Here is a 20513-nt window from a genome sequence, read left to right as displayed (position 1 = left end):
CGTGAGCGTCGACAGGGCGCGCATCGAGCGGCTCACCCGCGAACTGCTCGAGGCGATCGGGGAGGATCCCGACCGTCCCGGGCTCACGCAGACCCCGAGTCGCATGGCCGAGCTGTACTCCGAGTTCTTCGCCGGCGTCGGCGAGGATCCGGCGACGCACCTCGCGCGCACCATCAGCGTCGCGCGAGGGCCCGCGCCCGACACCCTGCCCTCCGGTGCGGTGCTGCTGCGCGACATCCGCTTCCGCTCGGTCTGCGAGCATCACCTGCTGCCCTTCGCCGGCGTGGCGCACATCGCGTACCTGCCGGGCGAGCAGGTGGTCGGGCTGGGGGCGCTGGTGAAGGTCGTCGAGACGCTCGCCTCCCGCCCGCAGGTGCAGGAGCGGCTGGGTGAGCAGGTGGCGGATGCCATCGCCGACAACCTCGACACCCGCGGCGTGCTGGTCGTGCTCGACGCCTCGCACGGCTGCGTGACGACGCGCGGCGGCCGGCAGCCGCTCGCCACCACGGTGACCATCGCGGCCCGTGGTGAGTTCGTCGAGCCCGCGGCGCGGGCTGAGCTCATCGTCCTGATCGGCGGCCCTTCGGCAGGCTCGGGGACCCAGGGTGGCGGGGGTCACGGATGACGGGCATCTGGGGCATCCTGAACATCACCCCCGACTCGTTCAGCGACGGCGGCCGGTATGTCGAGCTCGACATCGCCGTCGCCCGCGCCCGCACCATGCGGGCACTGGGCGCGACCATGATCGACGTGGGCGGCGAGTCCACCCGGCCCGGCGCGGAGCGCATCGGCAGCGTCGAGGAGCAGCGGCGAGTGCTTCCCGTGATCGAGGCGCTCACTGCCGACGGCATCCCGACATCGATCGACACCCTCAACGCCGACACCGCCGCAGCGGCCGTGCGCGCAGGATCCCGCATCGTGAACGACGTCTCGGGCGGACTCGCCGACGAGCGGATGCTCGCGACGGTCGCCGAGCTGGATGCCGACATCGCGATCGGTCACTGGCGCGGGCCGTCGGCCGACATGTACGCCCGTGCGCAGTACGTGCGGATCGCCCGCGAGGTCGCATCCGAGCTCCGCGCACGTGTCACCGCGGCGGCCGTCGCCGGGATCGCCCCGTCGCGCGTCATCCTCGACCCGGGCATCGGCTTCGCGAAGTCGGGCGAGCAGAACTGGGACGTGCTGCGCGGGCTGGACGAGATCGTCGGGCTCGGACACCGCGTGCTGATCGGCACGTCGCGCAAGCGCTTCCTCGCCGAGACCCTCGACGGGGAGGCCGACCAGTCGCGCCGTGACCTCGCGACGGCGGTGACGAGCGCGCTCGCCGCCCGAGCGGGAGCGTGGGCGGTGCGGGTGCACGACGTGGGCGCGACCCGCGATGCTCTCGCCGTGGCGACCGCGTGGGATGGAGTCTGACATGAGCGAGCTCGACGAGATCACCCTCACCGGACTGAGCGTGTTCGGGTATCACGGCGTGTTCGACTTCGAGCGCCGGCAGGGCCAGGAGTTCACGATCGACCTCACGCTGCAGCTGTCGCTCACGGCGGCGGCCGCGTCGGACGACGTGGCAGACACCGTGCACTACGGCGAGCTGGCGGACAGGGTCGCGGGGATCGTCGCGGGCGAAGCGGTGAACCTCATCGAGACTCTCGCGCAGCGCATCGCCGATGCGACGCTGGACGACCCACGCGTGCACAACGTCACGGTCACCGTGCACAAGCCGCACGCGCCGATCGAGCAGACGTTCGCCGATGTGTCGGTCACCATCCGGCGGGGGAGGCGATGATGGATCGACGTCTCACCCACCTCCCCGAACTGCCCGACCCGCGGCCAGGGCGCGAGCCGCAGGTCGCGGTGATCGCACTCGGCTCCAATGAGGGCGACCGCGGGGACATGCTGCGCGCCGCGGCCGAGCGGCTGCGCCGTCTGCCGCTGGTCGACGAGCTCGTGATGTCGGAGCCCATCGAGACGGTGGCGGTGAAGCTCGACGGTCCCGACCCCGATGCACCTGCCTACCTCAACGCCGTCGCCCTGATGACCACCCGTCTTGCACCACAGGTGCTGCTCGGCATGCTGCATGCGGTCGAGGAGGAGCAGGGCCGGGTGCGACGGGCGCGCTGGGGTGACCGCACGCTCGACCTCGACCTCATCGCGTACGGCGACTTCACCAGCGACGCCGAGCATCTGCAGGTGCCGCATCCGCGGGCCGCCGAGCGGCTCTTCGTGCTCGAGCCCTGGCTCACCATCGACCCCGAGGCCGTGCTCCCCGGAGCGGGACGCGTCGACGAACTGGTGCGCACGCTGCGCTCATCGGACGATCGATGAAGCGCACCTCCGCAGCGTCGCTGCTCGTGCTCGCGCTGCTGGCGACCGGCGCGGGCTTCGCCTTCGACCACATGCTCACCGTCACCGGCCGCGCCACCTTCACGCCGTCAGGCTTCCTGCCGGTGCTGCTCGCGCTCATCGCGGTCGCCGTGCTGCTGCTGGCCCTGCCCGTGCGTCGCAGCACCCGCGGCGGCCGGAGGATCGATCCGTTCCGCGCGCTGCGCGCCGCGACGCTCGCACGCGCGTCGAGCCTGCTCGGTGCGATCATGCTCGGTTTCGGAGCCGGCCTGCTGCTCTTCCTCTCCACCCGCCCGGTGCCGGCGCCGGTAGGGTCGGTGGTGGCGATGATCGCCCTCATCATCTGCGCAGCGCTGCTGGTCGGGGCGGCCCTCATCGCGGAACAGTTCTGCACCCTGCCGAAGGATCCTGATGAGCGACAGCCAGACGACCCCGCCTCGTGAACCGAGCCTGACGCCACCCGCTCCCGTAGCGGCCGACGTGCTCGACGAGGGGACGTACTCGGGCATCCGCGCCCCGCGCGGCAGCGGCGCCCTGGCGCTGGACGGCACGTGGCATCAGATCTCGCCGCGTTACGTGACGTCGCAGTTCGTGCAGAACGCGATCATCATCCTCATCGTCGCGATCGCCGCGGCGGTGGCCGCCTTCGCGCTCGACATGACGTGGGTCTGGATCCCCGCCGGCGCCGTCATCGCGATCGACCTCGTCACGCTCGCCATCCTGCCCCGACAGGCGAGGGCGCTGGGCTACATGATGCGCGCCGACGACATCGTCTTCCGCCGCGGCATCCTGTGGCAGCGGATGGTGGCCGTTCCCTACGGGCGCATGCAGCTCGTCGACATCACGCAGGGTCCGCTCGACCGCGTCTTCGGGCTCTCGCAGCTGAAGATGGTCACGGCCGCTGCCGCCACTGGTGTGCAGATCCCCGGGCTCACACAGGCTGCGGCCGAGGCGCTGCGCGATGCCCTCATCGAGGTCGCCGAGACCCGACGGACCGGTCTGTGAGCACTCCCGAGCACCCCGACACCGCGCCCGGTCCTGTGCCGCCGGGCGGACTGCCGCCGGGCGGATCATCGTCGCTCGCCGACGGCGACTGGCACCGGATGCATCCGCTCACCCCGCTGTTCAAGGGCGGCCTCACGCTGCTGGTCGTGGCGGGCATCATCATCGCCAACATGCGCGACAAGCTGATCGACTGGGTCGTGCGGCTCTTCGCCCCCGACTCGGGCTTCCGCACCAGCGGGGGTGACCCCGTCGACTGGGTGCTCGAGAACGACCTGGTGCTGCTCGCACTGCTCGCCGTGCTCGGGCTGGTCGTGCTGCTCATCGCCGTCTTCTGGTTCCTCTGGCGCTTCCAGCAGTTCCGCATCACCGGAGAGCATGTCGAGATGCGCAAGGGGCTGCTGTTCCGGTCGCACCGGCGTGCCCCGCTCGACCGTGTGCAGGGCGTCAACCTCACCCGTCCGTTCCCCGCGCGTCTGATCGGGCTGGCGAAGCTCGAGGTCGTCGGCGCGGGCAACGACGCCAACGTGCCGCTCGAGTACCTGTCGACGGGGGTCGCCGAGGCCGTGCGCGCCGACATCCTGCGGCTCGCGGCCGGCGCCCGCAGCGCCCGCCAGGTGGCATCCGGAACGACGCCTGCCCCGACCGCCCGCGAGGCGCTCATCGGATCGATGAACGCGGGAGTCTCGGGACTGATCGAGGGCGTCGACCTCGCCGACATCGCACCCGAGAGCGTCGTCAGGATCCCCGCCGGGCGGCTGAGCGGATCGCAGCTCGTCTCGGCGGTGCTGTGGGTGCTCTTCTTCGGTGCCATCTACGTCGTCTCCATCGTCGCGATGTACCTCGGCATGACGGCCGACGGAGAGAACCCCGCCGACATCGCGCTCGCGATCCTCGCGCTCAGCCTCGGGATGGGCATCCCGCTGATCATCGCCGTGGTCGGCATCACCTGGGCCCAGATCTCGAAATCTCTGCGCTACTCGATCGCCCCGACGCCCGACGGCGTGCGCATCACGTTCGGTCTGCTCACGACCATCACCGAGACGCTGCCGCCGGGAAGGATCTTCGCCGTCGAGGTGTCGCAGTCGCTGCTGTGGCGCCCGTTCGGCTGGTGGACGGTGAAGATCAACCGCATGACCGGCAAGAGCGTCGCGCAGCAGTCCTCCAGCAACGCGCAGCAGTTCAACATCGTGCTGCCGGTCGGCCGCCGCGCCGACGTGGAACGCGTGCTCGCGCTGGTGCTGCCCGGGATGACCCCACCCGAGGTCTCCGAGCTGTGGGAGAACGGCGTCGTGGGTCCGGCGGCCGACGACCCGTACCGCACGATTCCGGCGCGGGCCGCCTGGCGGCGCCCCCTGTCGTGGAAGCGGCACGGGTACCGCCTCACCGAGCACACGGTACGGGTGCGCCGCGGCTTCCTGTGGCGCCGTCTCTCGGTGTTCCCCCTCGCGCGGCTGCAGAGCGTGTCGATCTCGCAGGGGCCGATCGACCGGCTGCAGCGCGTCTCGCACGGGCAGATCCATTCAGTCGCCGGTCCCGTCACGGGCACCATGTCGGGTCTCGAACGCGATGACGCGATCGCGCTGCTCGACGGCGTCAGCCGGGCTGCCGCCCTCGCGGCATCGGCTGACCGCACGCACCGCTGGGCCGAGCATCACGTCGATCCGGTGCCGTCCGACGACGAAGCAGCACAGCCGGGTGCCGAGGCGGTGCGCACCGACCACGGGCAAGCGCAGCCGCCAGGATGGGCGCAGCCATGACGCGAGACGGACGTCTGGGCATCGGCATCATCGGCGCGGGGCGGGTCGGACCGATCATCGGCGCCGCGCTCGCCGGCGCCGGCCATGCGATCACCGGCATGACCTCGGGTTCGGATGACGACCGCGCGGCCGCCGTCCTGCCCGGCGTGCCCGTGCTGGACGCTCTCGAGGTGACCCGGCGCAGCGAGCTCGTCATCGTCGCCGTGCCGCACGACGAGCTTCCCCGACTGGTCGGCGGCATCGCCGAGGTCGGCGGCTGGCAGATGGGCCAGCTCGTGCTGCACACCGACCCCGCCTACGGCATCGAGGTGCTGCGCCCGGCCGCCGAGCGCGGGGCGATACCGCTCGCCGTGCATCCGGCCATCGCCTTCACCGGCACCACCATCGATCTGCGGCAGCTGCAGGCCGCCTTCGCCGCCGTGACCGCACCCGCGGCCGTGCTGCCGATCGCGCAGGCGCTCGCGGTCGAGATGGGCTGCGAGCCGGTCGTCATCGCCGAGGAGGATCGGCCGATGTACGCCGAGGCGATCGCCACGGCATCCGAGTTCTCCCGCTCGATCGTGCAGCAGGCGACGAGCCTGCTGCGGGGCGTGGGAATCGACAACCCCGGCGGCTATCTCTCGGCCCTGGTCGGCTCGACCGTCGAGCAGGCGCTGCGCGCGGCATCCGACCCGCTCTCCCCGCCCGCCGAGCACTGAACCCGTCGGAGAGCAGCGGTCAGCGTCCGCCGGAGAACCCGCCGCCTCCGCCGCCGCCCGAGAAACCGCCCCCGGTCGACCCGCCGGACGATGAACTCGAGGGCGTGTAGGTGGCTGCGGTGTTCATCGAACTCGAGTAGCTCGACAGGCGCGATGCGAGCGAGACGCCGACGTAGGTGCTGACCCAGTCGGGGTCGCGACCGGTGTCGGCGTACGTGGTCTCCAGCACCCTCGACCAGCTGCGCTCCTCGCCGAAGAGCATCGCGTACGGCAGCAGCCTCTCGTACAGATGGATCACGTCGATCGAGCCGTCGGAGCGTCGTTCGGCACCCTCGACCGATTGCAGCATGCGCAGCCGATCGGTCTCGGCGACGCGGATGAACTCCCGCACGCCCAGCAGGTACTCGGCCTGCTCAGCCCCTTGCGGGGTGAGCACGGTGTGCCGGCTGAACGCCACGATCGCCGAGACGCCGACGCCGACGGCCGCGAGGATGAAGGTGATGACCGACAGCGGCAGCAGGTCGCGATCTTTCGAGGCCGTCCAGATGAGCAGAGCGAGGGTGACCACCAGCATCCCGACCGACACCCAGCCGATCGTCATCGCCGCGCGGCTGCGCTCGGAGGCGAGCCAGCCGCGTCTCTTCGCTTCGGCGGCACCCTTCGCGACGAGCTTCTGCATGCGCTTGGCGAACTTCGCGTCCTCGCTCGGGATGCGCCGGACGGTCGTCTTCCGGGGGAAGAGAGCATCGATCATGGCCGAGTCCAGCGGATGCCCGGACCGGGTCCTGTCGATCAGGCGCAGGGCCGGACCATCCTCGCCGTCGTCCTCCAGGCGCAGTGCGCCCCGCACCGCCAGGTGCACCATCTCGGCGGGCGCCGGGTTCGGTGCCCGCACGATGAGCGGAGCGGCGAGGAGGGGAGGCACGTCTGCGGGCACGTCGAACTGCGCGATGACGATGCCCGTCGCGGTGCGGCGTCGGCGGCGCATGCCCGCGACCGCGATCCAGGCACCGGCGGCGGTGACCAGCGTCGCTCCGCCGGCGACCACCGGCGCGAAATCCGCCACGGGATCGGGCTCGCGGGCTGCGGGCTGAGCCACCGTGCCGGCGGCGAATCCGATGGCCACCGTCACGCCCTCGCCCGCCTCAAGGGCGCCGGAGCGCACCCGGAACGTGGAGCCGTCCTGCGGCTTCTCGAGGTCGCAGGCGCGACGCTCGCCCTGCAGGCCGGAGTAGCAGGCGGTGTCGCCGGTGGCCGCGGCCGCGAGATCGGGAGCGAAGCGGATCTCGGCGTCGAAGCGCCCGATGTCCTGCGTGCTGTTCAGCGGCAGCAGGTTCCAGTAGAACTCGTCGTTGCCCGACTCGGCGCCGTGCATCATGAAGTCGCGCATGGTCGACCGGATCACGTACGTCGTCGAACCGTGCACGTAGTCGTCGGTGCCGGTGAGCACCAACACCATGTCGTCCTCGGTCTCGACCTCGAAGGGCACGTCGCGCCCCTCGGCATCCGTCACCGAGACGATGTCGATGTCGAGTCCCGCACCGAGGTAGCGCTGCGGGTAGCCCCGGATGATGCCCTTGTTCTGATCGTGCTGCGGGAACTCGGCGACCAGCGTCTCGGTGACATGCGCGAACGCGCGACCCTCGTCATCGAGCGAGACGTCGTAGCGCGCATCCCACGACGAGTACGAGAAGTCGTCCACATCGGCGGCCGCCGGGGCGACGGGCAGCAGCGCGGCGAGCAGCCCGACGGCGAACGCGAGAGCGCCGAGCGCCCTCCGGGCATCGAGCAGGGCGGGAATTCGCTGAGCACGCATGTCGAGAGGCTACCCCGCAGCCGACGACAGTCTCAGGGCCGCGGCGCGCGCGCCGGTAGACTCGAGGGGACTTTCCAAGGAGCCACACCCATGACTGACGCGCCCGCGCCGACCCCCGCATCCGCCGAGCTCGTAGACGATGTCTTCGAGCAGAAGGCGGTTCGCCTCGCGAAGCGGGAGCGGCTGATCGAGAAGCGGATGGACGCCGGTGGCGGCGCGTTCCCCGTGTCGGTGCCGGTGACGCACAGCATCCCGGCGCTGCGCGCCGAGTACGGCGAGCTCGAGCCCGACACCGCGACCGGAGTCGTCGCGGGCGTCGCCGGTCGTGTGGTGTTCAGCCGCAACACCGGCAAGCTGTGCTTCGCGACGCTGCAGGCCGGCGACGGCTCGCGCATCCAGGCCATGGTCTCGCTGGCGAACGTGGGCGAGGAGTCGCTGGCCGACTGGAAGGCGCTCGTCGACCTCGGCGACCACGTCTTCGTGCGCGGCGAAGTCATCTCCAGCCGTCGCGGAGAGCTGTCGATCATGGCCGAAGCCTGGCAGATCGCGTCGAAGGCGATCCTGCCGCTGCCGAACGCGTACTCGGAACTCAACGAGGAGGGCCGCGTGCGCAGCCGCTTCCTCGACCTCATCGTGCGCGACCAGGCCCGCACCACCGTGCGCGCCCGCGCCGCCGTGAACGCCAGCCTGCGTGCGACGTTCACCTCGCACGAGTTCCTCGAAGTCGAGACCCCGATGCTGCAGGTGCAGCACGGCGGAGCCTCGGCGCGCCCGTTCATCACCCACTCGAACGCGTTCGACACCGAGCTGTACCTGCGCATCGCCCCCGAGCTGTACCTCAAGCGCGCGGTCGTCGGCGGCATCGAGCGGGTCTACGAGATCAACCGCAACTTCCGCAATGAGGGTGCCGACTCGACGCACAGCCCCGAGTTCGCGATGCTCGAGGCGTATCAGGCGTACAGCGACTACAACGGCATCGCCGATCTCACCCAGGAGCTCATTCAGAACGCGGCGATCGCGGTCGCTGGCTCCACGACGGTCACCTGGGCCGACGGCACCGAGTACGACCTCGGGGGCGAGTGGGATCGCATCTCGATGTACGGCTCACTGTCGGCCGCCGCGGGGCGCGAGTTCACCCCGCACGACGATGTGGCAGACCTCATCGCGTACGCCGAGTCGAACGGGGTCGACATCCCCCCGCACCCCACGCACGGCAAGCTGATCGAAGAGCTCTGGGAGCACTTCGTGAAGGTCGAGCTCACGCGCCCGACCTTCGTGATGGACTTTCCGGTCGACACCTCGCCTCTCGTGCGCGAGCACCGCTCGATCCCGGGCGTCGTCGAGAAGTGGGACCTGTACGTGCGCGGTTTCGAGCTGGCCACCGGGTACTCCGAGCTGGTCGACCCGGTCATCCAGCGTGAGCGCTTCGTCGAGCAGGCAGGGCTCGCCGCCCGCGGCGATGTCGAGGCGATGCCCGTGGACGAAGAGTTCCTGCGCGCGCTCGAGCACGGCATGCCGCCGTCAGGCGGCATGGGCATGGGCATCGACCGTCTGCTGATGGCCATCACCGGCCTCGGCATCCGCGAGACCATCCTCTTCCCACTGGTGAAGTGACCGGAGCCCGGGCATGACGCCGAACGTCGTCGACCTGCTGATCGCCGTGCTGCTGATCGCGTCGGTCGCGACAGGGCTCGGTGCGGGGCTGTTCGCCGTGCTCGGCTCGGTGTGCGGTCTGGTGCTCGGAGCCGTGGCCGCCCCGTGGGTGCTGCCCCTCGTGGCGCGCACCGTTCCCGAGAGCGGGCCGAGAGGACCCCTGCTCGTGCTCACGGCCGTCGCGCTGCTCGCCGTGGGCGCGAGTATCGGCGCGGCGATCGGCCGCGTCGTGCGCCGCGGGGCCGACCGGCTGCGGCTTCGGCTGGCGGAGCGGCTGCTCGGCGGGCTCACCGCCCTGATCGCCGCAGCCCTGGCGATCACGATGGTCGGCTCCGCGATCGCGTCTGCGGGTGTTCCCGTGCTGTCTGCCACGGTTGCATCGTCGAGCGTGCTGCGCACCGTCGAGCGGTACATCCCGCCGCCTCTCGCGGAGGCGGCGGCCCGGCTCAACGCGTTCGCTTTCGGCGAGACGGTGCTCCCCACTCTCGAGGGGCTGCTGCAGCCCGGGCAGCTGGATGCCGCTCCCGAGGCGACACCGATCGAACTCGCCACTCCCGAGCTCGAGCGCGCGGCCGGTTCTGTCGTGAAGGTCTCGGGCGCGGCGGACGGCTGCGGGGTGATCTCGACGGGAACCGGGTTCGTGATCGCTGAAGACCGGATCATGACCAACGCGCACGTCCTGGCCGGTGTGCGCGCCCCGATCGTCGAGGTGCCGGGCGAGCCCGCACGCGACGCCACCGTGGTGTACTTCGACCCGATCGACGACATCGCCGTGATCGCCGCCGACGTGCAGGCACCGCCGCTCGGGCTGGCCGAGGCGCTGGCTCCAGGCGAGAGCGGCGCCGTCATGGGGTACCCGTTCGGCGGACCGTTCCGCGTGACGGCGGCCGGAGTGGTCTCGTCGTCGAGCGCGCCCGTGAGCGACATCTACGGCGGCAGCACGGCTCCCCGCAGCGTCTACGCGCTGCGGGCCCAAGTCGAACCCGGCAACTCGGGCGGCCCGCTGCTCACCGCGGGAGGACAGGTCGCCGGGATGGTGTTCGCGAAGGACGCCGCCACGCCCAACGTCGGCTACGCGATGACGAACGAGGAACTGCTGCCCGTCGTCGCCCAGCTCGGCACCGCCTCGGCGCCCGTGTCGGTCGGCGCCTGCATCCGCTGACCCACGTGCGGTCACGGCCGGCGCAGCGCCCACTCGGGCAGCATCGCCGCAGCGAGGATGCTCGAGATGAGCGACGCCATGCTGTGGCCAGGCTCGAGGCGCAGCGCTTCGTCGACGTAGGCACCCGCGTGCGACGAGCGGCCCATGGCCCACGCCAGCCACGCCGCGGCGGTGAGCGCGCCGGCCTTGGCGTGGCGCGGTGCACGCGCGGCGGCAGAGCGCACCACCTGCAGCGCGCACCCGAGCCGGTCGAGATCCGGCCGCGGGCCGCGGCCCATGAACACCTCGCCGATGGCATCCGGCACCGTGGTGCGATCACTCGAGAAGGCGAGCTGCGCGTCGAACGCCCGATACCCGAAATCGAGGTCGGTGGCCCACTGCACGAGGATCGCGTCTCGCAGCGGCGGGCGGCTGAGGCACCACAGCAGGGCGGCGCAGGCGAACGGGTCGTCGTCGAGGGGGGAGTCGAGGAGATGCTCGACGAAGTGCGGCAGGTCGTCGAGCAGCACTTCGGCGGCCACGATCGCGAGGGGAGTCCCGGTGCCGGTGCCGGTGCCGGTGGCTGTGCCGTGGGTCCTGTGCTCGATCGCGTCGCCGAGGTCGCGCAGGGCGCGGCCCACGCTCTCGCGCTCGACGAGATCGCTGCGCGGCAGCTCGGCGCCGGCGAGCTGATCGCCGCTGACGTCGCCGACGCCCGGCACCGCGGGAGCCGCGGGGATGTCGTCGAGCGGGCGGATCTGCGGGACGTCGTCGAGGTAGTCGCCCCAGCCGTGCGGGGTGACGCACAGCGCCTCGACCACCCGCAGCCCGGCGTGGGCGCACACGTCGACGATCGCCTCGGCGACGGAGAGGTGCGGCAGCAGCAGCCCGTCGGGTACCTGCGCCGCCCCGTCGTCCGTGTAGGCGACGACGGCGACCGCGTCGGTGTCGGGCACCTGCAGCAGGGCGCGCAGTGCGACGTCGGCGAAGTCGTCGGGATCGATGTCGTCCGTCGGCAGGTCGATGCGCATCGCGCCCTGTGTGCGTGTGCCGCGGAAGGGCAGCATGACGATGCTGTTGCGCGGGGTGAAGCCGGCGAGCGCCGGTACGAGGCCGAGGAACTCGGCCGGATCTGTGGCGTGGATGATTGTGGTCATGAAGGGGAGTGTGCTCGACGCCGCCTACACCCGATCGGAGGCTGGGGCGCCCTCCCCGGCTGCGGTGCACAGGTGCCGGCAGAGGCCACGGTGTGGAGGAAGGATACCCGCGCATGCGCCCCCGGCGGCCCGCTCACAGACGCGGGCGGTACGATGGCAGCGTGGAGAGTTTCTGGGTTGCTGTGGCGTGGTCACTTCTGCCGACCGTCGCCGTGAGCGTGGTCTTCGTGATCGTGCTCCGCGGCATCCTGCGTTTCGATCGCACAGAGCGCAAGGTGCACGCCCAGATCGAGGCCGAAGAGCGCGCAGCTCGCGGCCTGCCGCCGCGCGTCTGAAGCACGGGCTACGCTGAGCCGAGGCTATCGGCAGGGGAGGGTCTGTGCTCGACGTGAACAGCTGGCCCTGGTGGGCGGTGCTCGTCTACGTCATCATCGACCTCAGCGTCCGTGTCTTCGCGGTCATCGTCGTCCCCCGCAATCGCCGCCCCACCGCGGCGATGGCGTGGCTGCTGGCGATCTTCTTCATCCCCGTCCTCGGCATCCTCCTCTTCCTCCTGATCGGAAACCCGAGGCTGCCCCGGGCGCGCCGGCGCCAGCAGGAGCGGATCAACGAGTACATCGCCGACACCGCCAGCAATCTGCGTCTCGGCTCGCTGCGCCCCGACCCGCCGGAGTGGTTCCCCCCGCTGGTCAGGATGAGCCAGGCGATGGGCGCTCTGCCGCTCTCCGGCGACAACTCCGCGCATCTGATCAGCGACTACCAGACCTCGCTCGACGACATGGCCGAGGCCATCCGCGGCGCCGTGGACTACGTGCACGTGGAGTTCTACATCCTGCAGGCGGACTCCTCGACAGACAACTTCTTCCGGGCGATGGAAGAGGCGGCGGCCCGCGGCATCCCGGTGCGCGTGCTGCTCGACTACTGGGCCAACCGCTGGAAGCCGAAGTACCGCGAGACCATCCGGCGCCTCGAGAAGATGGGGGCCGACTGGCACCTCATGCTGCCCGTGCAGCCGCTGCGCGGCCGCATCCAGCGACCCGACCTGCGCAACCACCGCAAGCTCCTCGTCATCGACGGCGCGGTCGGCTTCCTCGGTTCGCAGAACATCACCGACTCCTCGTACAACCTGCCCAAGAACATCCGTCTGGGGCTGCACTGGGTCGACCTCATGGTGCGCGTCGAGGGGCCGGTCGTCGCGAGCCTCAACGCCGTGTTCCTCAGTGACTACTACGCCGAGACCGACACCGTGCCCGAGGGCATCGACATCACGCGCGTAGAGACCAGCCACGGCGATCTGGACTGCCAGATCGTGCCGTCCGGGCCGGGCTTCGAGGTCGAGAACAATCTGCGCCTGTTCCTCGGCCTGCTGTACGCCGCGCAGGATCGGATCATGATCGTCAGCCCCTACTTCGTGCCCGATGAGGCGCTTCTCGCGGCCGTCACGTCGGCAGTGGACCGCGGCGTGCAGGTCGAGCTGTTCGTCTCCGAGCAGGGCGATCAGGCGATGGTCTACCACGCGCAGCGCAGCTACTACGAGGCGCTCCTGCGCGCCGGCATCCGCATCTGGATGTACCCCAAGCCGTACATCCTGCACACCAAGAGCCTCACGATCGACGATCAGGTCGCGGTGATCGGCTCGAGCAACATGGACATCCGCTCGTTCGGCCTGAACATGGAGGTGTCGATGCTCGTGCGCGGGGAGGAGTTCGTCGACGAGATGCGGGTCGTCGAAGACGACTACCGCTCGCTCAGTCGCGAGCTGACGCTGGAGGAGTGGATGCAGCAGCCGCTGCGCTCGACGGTGCTCGACAACCTCGCACGCCTGACCTCCGCGCTGCAGTGAGCCTCGGGCGACGCCACCCGCTTTGGGACGTTCGTCCCCACCGTGACACCATCAAGACATGAGACTCCTCCGCGCATCCTCCGCCGTCGCGGTACTCGCCGCCGTCGCCCTGCTCGCCACGGCGTGCGCAGGAACCCCCGGTTCGGACGCGCCGACGAGCTCCCGCACGCCGAGCGAGGACTCGACCCCGCCGATCGCCGACGGAGTCAGCGAGGTCGACGTGGCGTGGCTCGACGGCGGCCGTGCGATCGCCGTGCTGACCTGGGGCTCGTCGTCATGCGCTCCGACGCTGGGTGATGTCGCGAAGGCCGAGCACGGCATCCGGGTGACCCTCGCCGCAAGCGGCGAGAAGGCGTGCACCGATGACCTGGCGCCGCGTGCGCTGATGGTTCCGGTGCCCGAGGGAGTCGACGTCACCTCGGACGTCGAGGTCGAGATCGTGCACGGACAGCGCACCGACACGGTCGACCTGAGCGCGCTCGCCGAGGCCCCGCAGGAGCAGACCGAGTACCAGCCGTCGGCGAGCTGGTTCGACGACGGCGGCATCGTGCTGTTGACCTGGGGGTCGAGCTCGTGCCCGCCGGTCGTGAACGACATTCAGACGACCGATGCCGGTGCGACCGTTACGCTGCAGGACATCGACCGCCCCTGCACGATGGACGTCGCCCCGCGCCTGACCCCCCTCTCGATCCCGGAAGCTCACGACGGCGGTCCCTACGAGCTGACCCTGGTCGGCGGAGGTCTCGACGGAAAGGTCGCCGTCGAGGGCTGATCGTCGCCGACGCTCAGAAACCGGACGTGTCGTGTCCGTCGGGCAGCACGATCGTGAGTCCACCGCGCTGCACGCGGCACACCATCCGCACCGCGACGCCCAGCTCATCTCCGTCGAGCTCGATCGAGGTCGGCCCGATCATGGCGGCATCGGCCTCGGCTCCGCGCAGGTAGCGGATCGACGCGTCTCGGCCGCGCCGCTCGAGCACCCGCCGTCCCGCACGCGTGCGGCGCAGCACGGAGTTGTCCCACCACACCTTGCGCCAGATGCCCAGCCATCCCAGGGGGCCCGTGGCCTGGATGAGAGCGATGTCCATCGCGCCGTCATCGAGTGAGGCATCCGGCAGCAGAGCGATACCCGCCGGCAGGGCGCCGCAGTTGGCGAACAGCATGCTGTGCACCTTGGTCGAGTGCAGCCGGCCGTCATCGACCTGATAGACCACGCGGAACGGCTTCGCGCCCGGAAGGGATCGGGCGGCGCCGTCGAGATAGGCGACCCAGCCCACCGAGCGCTTCAGGTCGGCTCGCGTGTTGGCGATCATGTCGGCATCGAGCCCCATCCCCGCGAGCACGACGAAGCCGTGCTCGGTGATGGTGCCGTCGGGGCGGTTCAGCCGAGCCCATCCCATGTCGACCGGGTAGGTGAACCCGGTGAAGACGGCCTGCATCACCTTCTCGATGTCGAGCAGCGGCAAGCCCAGGTTGCGGGCGAAGAGGTTGCCGGTGCCGCCGGGAAGGACGGCGAACGGGATGCCCGTGCCGGCCATGCTCTCGGCGACGGCCCGGATCGTGCCGTCACCGCCCGCGGCGATGACGGCCGCTGCTCCCGCCTCGATCGCGGTGCGGGTGATGCCCTGGCCGGGATCCTCGATGCTCGTCTCGTAAAAGCGCGGGGGAGCCCACCCGTGCGCGCGGGAGAGCGAGACGAGTCCGGAGCGCAGCCGCTCGACGTCCACCTTCACCGGGTTGAGCACGAGGGCCGCGTGCGCGTGCTCGCTCCCGGATGCCGACATGCCGCCACTCTACGACCTGCGCGCGCTGGTTCCTCACCGCCCGAGCGCGGCGAACGCGCTCGGTAGACTTGGCCCATGATCGATCTCGCCCTGCTCCGCGACGACCCCGAGCTCGTCCGACGCTCACAGATCGCGCGCGGGAACGCCCCCGAAACCGTCGACGCGGCGATCGAGGCCGACCGATCGCGCCGTGACGCGCTGAACGCCTTCGAGACGCTGCGCGCCGAGCAGAACGCCTTCGGCAAGACGGTCGCCAAGGCGCCCAAGGACGAGAAGGCGGCCCTGGTCGCCCAGGCGAAGCAGCTCGCCGACCGCGTCAAGGCCGCCCAGCAGGCGTCGAACGAGGCAGCGGATGCCGCGACCGCGGCGCTCGAGCGCATCGAGAACGTCATCATCGACGGCGTTCCCGCCGGCGGCGAGGAGGACTTCGTCGAGCTGCGCCGCGTCGGCGACGTGCCCTCGTACGACTTCGAGCCGCGCGACCACCTCGAACTCGGAGAGATGCTCGGCGCCATCGACATGGAACGCGGCGTGAAGGTGTCGGGCTCGCGCTTCTACTTCCTGAAGGGCATCGGCGCCCGTCTCGAGATCGCGCTGATGAACCTCGCGCTCGACAAGGCGCTCGCGAACGGCTTCACGCCGATGATCGTGCCGACGCTCGTGCGGCCCGAGATCATGCGGGGCACCGGGTTCCTCGGCGAGCACGCCGACGAGGTCTACCACCTCGACAAGGAGGACCTGTTCCTCGTCGGCACCAGCGAGGTTCCGCTCGCCGGATATCACAAGGACGAGATCCTCGACCTCGGTGAGGGAGCGCACCGGTACGCCGGCTGGTCGACCTGCTATCGCAGCGAAGCCGGCTCGTACGGCAAGGACACCCGCGGCATCATCCGCGTGCACCAGTTCAACAAACTCGAGATGTTCGTCTACACGACTCCCGAAGACGCCGAGGCCGAGCACGATCGCCTCGTCGCACTGCAGGAGGAGATGCTCACCGCTCTGGGGCTCGCATACCGCGTGATCGACGTGGCTGCGGGCGACCTCGGCTCGAGTGCGGCACGCAAGTTCGACATCGAGGCATGGGTGCCCACCCAGGGCGCTTTCCGCGAGCTCACCTCGACCTCGAACTGCACGACGTATCAGGCCCGCCGCCTCGACATCCGGTACCGCCCGGAGTCAGACGATGTGGCACCGGCGAAGACGCGCACCGTGGCCACGCTGAACGGCACCCTGGCCACGACGCGCTGGATCGTCGCGATCCTCGAGACGCACCAGCAGGCCGACGGCTCGGTCACCGTGCCGGAGGTGCTGCGGCCGTATCTCGGCGGCATCGACGTGCTGCGGCCGATCGGCTGGTCGGAGCCGTCGAACGCCGCGCAGGGCACCGAGTGAGCTCCCGGGGCCTGGTCGGGCTCGACGTCGACGGCACCATCCTGCTGCAGGATGAGACGCTCAGCCCGGGCGTCGCCGAGGCGATCGCCGAGGTGCGCGATGCCGGGTACGAGGTCATGATCGCGACGGGACGCAGCTGGAGCGGCACCAAGAGATACGTCGACGAGCTCGGCCTGACGGCCGATCACGTCGTCTGCTCGAACGGTGCGGTCGTGATGCGCCGTGCGGGCGGGGGATGGGAACGCTGGCGCGTCGAGGTCTTCGATCCCGCTCCCGTGCTCGGGCTGCTGCGCGATACCCTGCCCGAGGCGCGGTACATGGTCGAGCTCGGATCCGGTGCGCGGCTGTACACCGATGTGCTCGACGACTGGACGCTCGACGGCGGTCGTCGGGTGGAGTTCGACGAGCTCATGCGGCAGCCGGTCTCGCGCGTCGTGGTCGTCTCACCCGAGCACGACGAGGCCGACTTCCAGCGCATCGTCGCCGAGGCCGGGCTGAACGAGGTCTCGTACGCCGTCGGCTGGACGTCCTGGCTCGACATCGCCCCGAAGGGCGTCGACAAGGGGACCGCGCTGGAGCGTGTGCGTGCGCAGCTCGGGGTGGCGCCCGAGAACGTGCTCGTGGCCGGTGACGGCCGCAACGACCTCGGCATGTTCGCCTGGGCGCTCGCCGGCGGCGGGCGGGCGGTGGCCATGGGGCAGGCGGTGGCGGAAGTGCAGGATGCTGCCGGCGAGCTCACCGGCGCCGTCGAGGACGGCGGTCTGGCATCCGCCCTCCGCACCCTGCTCTGACTGCTTTTTCGACCGCCTTGCCCAGAAGATCCCCAGGCGGCCGCGCGACAATGAGTCGTCCTGATGGGCTTTCCTGAAACCGATAGACTCGACGACTGACCGTCCGGTGCGAACCGGCGTCGGGAGGGTTGTCCGAGCGGCCGATGGACCTGGTCTTGAAAACCAGTGGGCAGCAATGTCCCGTGGGTTCGAATCCCACACCCTCCGCTTCCTGTCGAAAGGCCACCCGAGTGAGCACGTCCGTCAAGCGGCGCCAGCCCGTGGCGCGCCATGGTCAGCTGCGGTCGCCGAGTGCGGTGGGGCAGCTGCTCAAGATCGTCGGCGTGGTGCTCGCGGTCGTGCTCGTGAGTGGCGTGGGTGTCGCCGGGTACGTGCTCAGCAGCTTCACGACCACGGTGAGCGCCAACGCGGTCGAGCTCGAGGACACCAAAGAGCTCCCGCCGGACATCGGCGCGTATCCAGGCGGGTTCGACATCCTCCTCGCCGGCGTCGACACCTGCGAAGAGAAGTACGCGCATCTGTTCGGCGCGCGCTGCACCGGAAAGGACTCCAGCGGGACACTCAACGACGTGAATCTGCTCGTGCACGTCTCGGCCGAGCCGCGCCGCGTCACCGCCGTGAGCTTCCCACGAGACCTGATGCTTCCCATCCCCGCCTGCACGGACGCGAACGGCCGCACCAACTCGGCCATGAGCAAGCAGCCGCTCAACGTCGCATACGAGCACGGCGGTGAGGGCGGCGGGCTGAACTGCGTCGCCCAGACGATCTCGAAGCTGACCGGCGAAGACATCGAGTTCGCCGCGAAGGTCACCTTCGGCGGAGTGATCGAGATCACGGATGCCATCGGCGGCGTCGACGTGTGCCTCGCGAACCCCATCAAGGACAAGTACACCGGTCTCGACATGCCGGCCGGCACGCACACCATCCAGGGCATGCAGGCGCTGCAGTTCCTGCGCACCCGTCACGGCGTCGGCGACGGGTCGGACCTGGGCCGCATCGGCAATCAGCAGCAGTACATGTCGAGTCTCGCCCGCAAGATGATCAGCGGCGAGGTGCTCGGCAATGTGCCCACGATGCTGCGCCTCGCCGACACCGGGCTCAACAACCTCGAGGCGTCGACCTCGCTGGCCGACCCGATGAAGATCGTGCAGATCGCGTTGGCCGTGAAGAGCGTGCCGTTCGAGGACATCGTCTTCGTGCAGTACCCGACCGCCACAGACCCCAACGATCCCAACAAGGTCGTCCCGGACAAGCAGGCGGCCACCGCGCTGTGGGATGCGATCGCCGCCAACAAGCAGCTGCAGATCACGCACGAGAACACGAAGGACGACGGCGTGGTCGTGCAGCAGCCGGAGGCTCCTGCGGCGCCGGAGACCGACGCACCGGACCCGACCGCGACCGAGACCCCGGTGCCCGACGACGTCGCGCAGCTGCCGAGCTCGATCAAGGGCAACTCGGCCGCGGTGCAGACCTGCTCCAACGGCAACGTGCGCCGCTGATCGCGGCGCCGCACGCTGAGCGGGTCGCTGGCGGTGCGGGTCGGTAAGATCGTCGGGTGACCACCCTCCCCATCGCTCGCCGCGGCGAGGGCGGCTACGCGCAGTACCGCATTCCCGCTCTCGCCGTGACCGCCCGCGGAACTCTGCTCGCCGCTTACGACGGCCGCCCGAACCTCGACGATCTGCCCAGCCCGATCGACCTGCTGCTGCGGCGCAGCGTTGACGACGGTGCGACGTGGGGTCCGCAGGAGGTGGTGCGCACCGGCACCGGGCTGCAGGGCTTCGGCGACCCGTCGCTGCTGGTGGACACCGCGACCGAACGGGTGTTCATGTTCCACGCGGCCGGCACGCGGGCCGGCTTCTTCGAAGCGGTCGAGGGCACCGAGCCCGTGGATGAGGTGCAGCACGTCGACGTATCGGTGTCGGACGATGACGGACTCACCTGGGAGCACCGGCGCCTCACCGCGCAGCTCAAGCGGCCCGGCATCACGGGCATCTTCGCCGCATCCGGCACAGGCGTGCGCATCGATGAGGGCGAGTACGCCGGGCGTCTCGTGCAGCCCATGGTGCTGCTGGACAGCGGCGAGATCACGGCGGCCGCCGCGTACAGCGATGATCACGGCGAGACCTGGATGCTGGGAGCCGCCGTGCGCGCCGGCACGAACGAGTCGTCGATCGCGGCGCTGCCCGACGGGTCGCTGCTGCTGCACTCGCGAGGCACGCCGCACCGGCTGGCCTCGCGCTCGACCGACGGCGGTGCGACATGGAGCGCCGTCGAGCAGGTCGCCGGTCTGCCCGACCCCAGCGACAACGGATCGCTGCTCGCCCTCACGGACGCGTCCTCAGCGCCCGGAGCGCTGCTCGTCACCTCGAACCTCGACCCCCAGATGCGCCGCAACACGGCGGTGAGCCTGTCGTTCGACGGTGGAGTGACCTGGCCGCACCAGCACGTGATCTGCGAGGGCAGCTCGGCGTACTCGTGCGCGACCGCCCTGCCCGATGGGCGTATCGGGGTGCTGTACGAACGTGAGGGATACTCCGAGATCGTCTTCACCACCGTGACTCTGCCGCAGATCCAGGATGCCGGCCCGATCGACCCCGAGACCGCCCGGGTCGGTGCGCCGTCCGCGCCCACCCTCGAGGTCATCCTGCGTTCGATCACACCCGGACTGCCCGACGAGTGGGTGCACGTCGGCGAACATCACGTCTACCCCGTCGACGCGGGAGGCGTCGCCGCGAGTGCGTGGAAGGAAGTCGGCCAGGCCTACGGGGCGGCAGGCGGCATGATCCTCGGCACCCGCGAGGCGCAGCTGCGCAACTACGGGCCTCCGCAGCCGGGGCTGCGCGCAGGAGACATCCTCGCGTTCCACGTGCGTGTGCGTGTGCCGGCGGATGCGGGGGCTCGGAACGTCGTGCTCGAGCACCCGGGTGGAAGCACCCCGCCGCAGGACATCCCCTCCGGAGGCCGGCTGCTGTTCTCTCAGCCCTACCCCGCACTCACCGTGACGGACGCCGACATCGCTGCGGGCACCGTCACTGCGCGGTTCACCGTTCCGGCGCTCGGGCTGGCGCGCGAGCTGCGATTCGACTGCGCGACCGGTCGCCCGATCTGACCGTACGGACTCGATTCGTGG

At 70.4% G+C, this 20513-nt stretch carries 20 protein-coding genes and 1 tRNA gene; 18 read left to right on the top strand and 3 right to left on the bottom strand.

Going from position 1 to position 20513, the window contains the following annotated elements; translation table 11 throughout:
- Window position 1: 1 nt before the first annotated feature.
- The 8 genes from folE to ACWGSM_RS08070 are packed head-to-tail and all read left to right on the top strand — an operon-like array spanning window position 2 to window position 5803.
- On the top strand, window positions 2-625 hold the full coding sequence (gene folE / locus ACWGSM_RS08105) for a GTP cyclohydrolase I (protein WP_452322413.1): 624 nt from the start codon (window positions 2-4) through the stop codon (window positions 623-625).
- Window positions 622-1416 carry a dihydropteroate synthase gene (gene folP, locus ACWGSM_RS08100; RefSeq protein WP_452322412.1) on the top strand — a complete coding sequence of 265 codons (795 nt, stop codon included), beginning with the start codon at window positions 622-624 and terminating at the stop codon, window positions 1414-1416. The genes folE and folP overlap by 4 nt, the downstream gene beginning before the upstream one ends.
- A gap of 1 nt (window position 1417) precedes the next feature.
- A complete protein-coding gene (folB, locus tag ACWGSM_RS08095) occupies window positions 1418-1786 on the top strand; it encodes a dihydroneopterin aldolase (RefSeq protein WP_452322411.1) in 369 nt (122 codons plus the stop codon).
- Complete coding sequence (folK, locus tag ACWGSM_RS08090) at window positions 1786-2325, top strand: 2-amino-4-hydroxy-6-hydroxymethyldihydropteridine diphosphokinase (protein WP_452322410.1); 540 nt, start codon at window positions 1786-1788, stop codon at window positions 2323-2325. The genes folB and folK overlap by 1 nt, the downstream gene beginning before the upstream one ends.
- Window positions 2322-2786: a DUF3180 domain-containing protein gene (locus tag ACWGSM_RS08085; RefSeq protein WP_452322409.1), complete on the top strand. Its 465-nt coding sequence runs from the start codon at window positions 2322-2324 to the stop codon at window positions 2784-2786. Before folK ends, ACWGSM_RS08085 begins: the two co-directional genes overlap by 4 nt.
- A complete protein-coding gene (locus tag ACWGSM_RS08080) occupies window positions 2755-3348 on the top strand; it encodes a PH domain-containing protein (protein ID WP_452322408.1) in 594 nt (197 codons plus the stop codon). Before ACWGSM_RS08085 ends, ACWGSM_RS08080 begins: the two co-directional genes overlap by 32 nt.
- A complete protein-coding gene (locus ACWGSM_RS08075) occupies window positions 3345-5105 on the top strand; it encodes a PH domain-containing protein (protein ID WP_452322407.1) in 1761 nt (586 codons plus the stop codon). Before ACWGSM_RS08080 ends, ACWGSM_RS08075 begins: the two co-directional genes overlap by 4 nt.
- Window positions 5102-5803, top strand: a complete 702-nt coding sequence (locus tag ACWGSM_RS08070) for a DUF2520 domain-containing protein (protein WP_452322406.1) — start codon at window positions 5102-5104, stop codon at window positions 5801-5803. Before ACWGSM_RS08075 ends, ACWGSM_RS08070 begins: the two co-directional genes overlap by 4 nt.
- Window positions 5804-5822: 19 nt before the next feature.
- Here the strand turns inward: ACWGSM_RS08070 and ACWGSM_RS08065 are convergent, their stop codons facing one another.
- Window positions 5823-7619, bottom strand: coding sequence for a DUF2207 domain-containing protein (locus ACWGSM_RS08065; protein ID WP_452322405.1), 1797 nt, complete (start codon window positions 7617-7619; stop codon window positions 5823-5825).
- 90 nt (window positions 7620-7709) lie between these two features.
- On the opposite strand from ACWGSM_RS08065, the gene lysS reads away from it, so the two are divergent.
- A complete protein-coding gene (gene lysS / locus ACWGSM_RS08060; protein WP_452322404.1) occupies window positions 7710-9233 on the top strand; it encodes a lysine--tRNA ligase in 1524 nt (507 codons plus the stop codon).
- 13 nt (window positions 9234-9246) lie between these two features.
- Complete coding sequence (locus ACWGSM_RS08055) at window positions 9247-10434, top strand: MarP family serine protease (RefSeq protein ID WP_452322403.1); 1188 nt, start codon at window positions 9247-9249, stop codon at window positions 10432-10434.
- A gap of 11 nt (window positions 10435-10445) precedes the next feature.
- On the opposite strand, the gene ACWGSM_RS08050 is transcribed toward ACWGSM_RS08055, so the two are convergent.
- Window positions 10446-11570 carry a DUF4192 family protein gene (locus tag ACWGSM_RS08050; RefSeq protein ID WP_452322402.1) on the bottom strand — a complete coding sequence of 375 codons (1125 nt, stop codon included), beginning with the start codon at window positions 11568-11570 and terminating at the stop codon, window positions 10446-10448.
- A gap of 161 nt (window positions 11571-11731) precedes the next feature.
- Here ACWGSM_RS08050 and ACWGSM_RS08045 point away from each other — a divergent pair, with 161 nt between their 5' ends.
- From ACWGSM_RS08045 to ACWGSM_RS08035, 3 genes are read left to right on the top strand one after another with little or no spacing between them, the layout of a single operon-like run.
- Window positions 11732-11905 (top strand): hypothetical protein, encoded by a 174-nt coding sequence (locus ACWGSM_RS08045; protein WP_452322401.1) that lies wholly within the window; start codon window positions 11732-11734, stop codon window positions 11903-11905.
- A gap of 44 nt (window positions 11906-11949) precedes the next feature.
- On the top strand, window positions 11950-13413 hold the full coding sequence (gene cls / locus ACWGSM_RS08040) for a cardiolipin synthase (RefSeq protein WP_452322400.1): 1464 nt from the start codon (window positions 11950-11952) through the stop codon (window positions 13411-13413).
- A gap of 58 nt (window positions 13414-13471) precedes the next feature.
- Window positions 13472-14185: a hypothetical protein gene (locus tag ACWGSM_RS08035; RefSeq protein WP_452322399.1), complete on the top strand. Its 714-nt coding sequence runs from the start codon at window positions 13472-13474 to the stop codon at window positions 14183-14185.
- 13 nt (window positions 14186-14198) lie between these two features.
- Here ACWGSM_RS08035 and ACWGSM_RS08030 read toward each other — a convergent pair whose 3' ends face one another.
- Window positions 14199-15197: a diacylglycerol/lipid kinase family protein gene (locus ACWGSM_RS08030; protein ID WP_452322398.1), complete on the bottom strand. Its 999-nt coding sequence runs from the start codon at window positions 15195-15197 to the stop codon at window positions 14199-14201.
- Window positions 15198-15272: 75 nt separating this feature from the next.
- On the opposite strand from ACWGSM_RS08030, the gene serS reads away from it, so the two are divergent.
- From serS to ACWGSM_RS08005, 5 genes are all read left to right on the top strand, one after another.
- Window positions 15273-16589: a serine--tRNA ligase gene (gene serS / locus ACWGSM_RS08025; RefSeq protein WP_452322397.1), complete on the top strand. Its 1317-nt coding sequence runs from the start codon at window positions 15273-15275 to the stop codon at window positions 16587-16589.
- Complete coding sequence (locus ACWGSM_RS08020) at window positions 16586-17380, top strand: HAD family hydrolase (RefSeq protein ID WP_452322396.1); 795 nt, start codon at window positions 16586-16588, stop codon at window positions 17378-17380. Before serS ends, ACWGSM_RS08020 begins: the two co-directional genes overlap by 4 nt.
- Before the next feature lie 122 nt (window positions 17381-17502).
- A tRNA-Ser gene (locus ACWGSM_RS08015) sits at window positions 17503-17587 on the top strand.
- A 23-nt stretch (window positions 17588-17610) separates the two neighbouring features.
- The gene (locus ACWGSM_RS08010) at window positions 17611-18879 is read left to right on the top strand and encodes an LCP family protein (protein ID WP_452322395.1); all 1269 of its coding nucleotides are present in this window, start codon (window positions 17611-17613) and stop codon (window positions 18877-18879) included.
- Window positions 18880-18935: 56 nt separating this feature from the next.
- Window positions 18936-20492 (top strand): sialidase family protein, encoded by a 1557-nt coding sequence (locus tag ACWGSM_RS08005; protein WP_452322394.1) that lies wholly within the window; start codon window positions 18936-18938, stop codon window positions 20490-20492.
- The last annotated feature ends 21 nt before the right edge of the window (window positions 20493-20513 follow it).

This window comes from Microbacterium sp. NPDC055521, assembly GCF_053619695.1.
The sequence above is the reverse complement of the archived record's forward strand: the minus strand, read 5'-3'. Positions and strand labels throughout refer to the sequence as shown.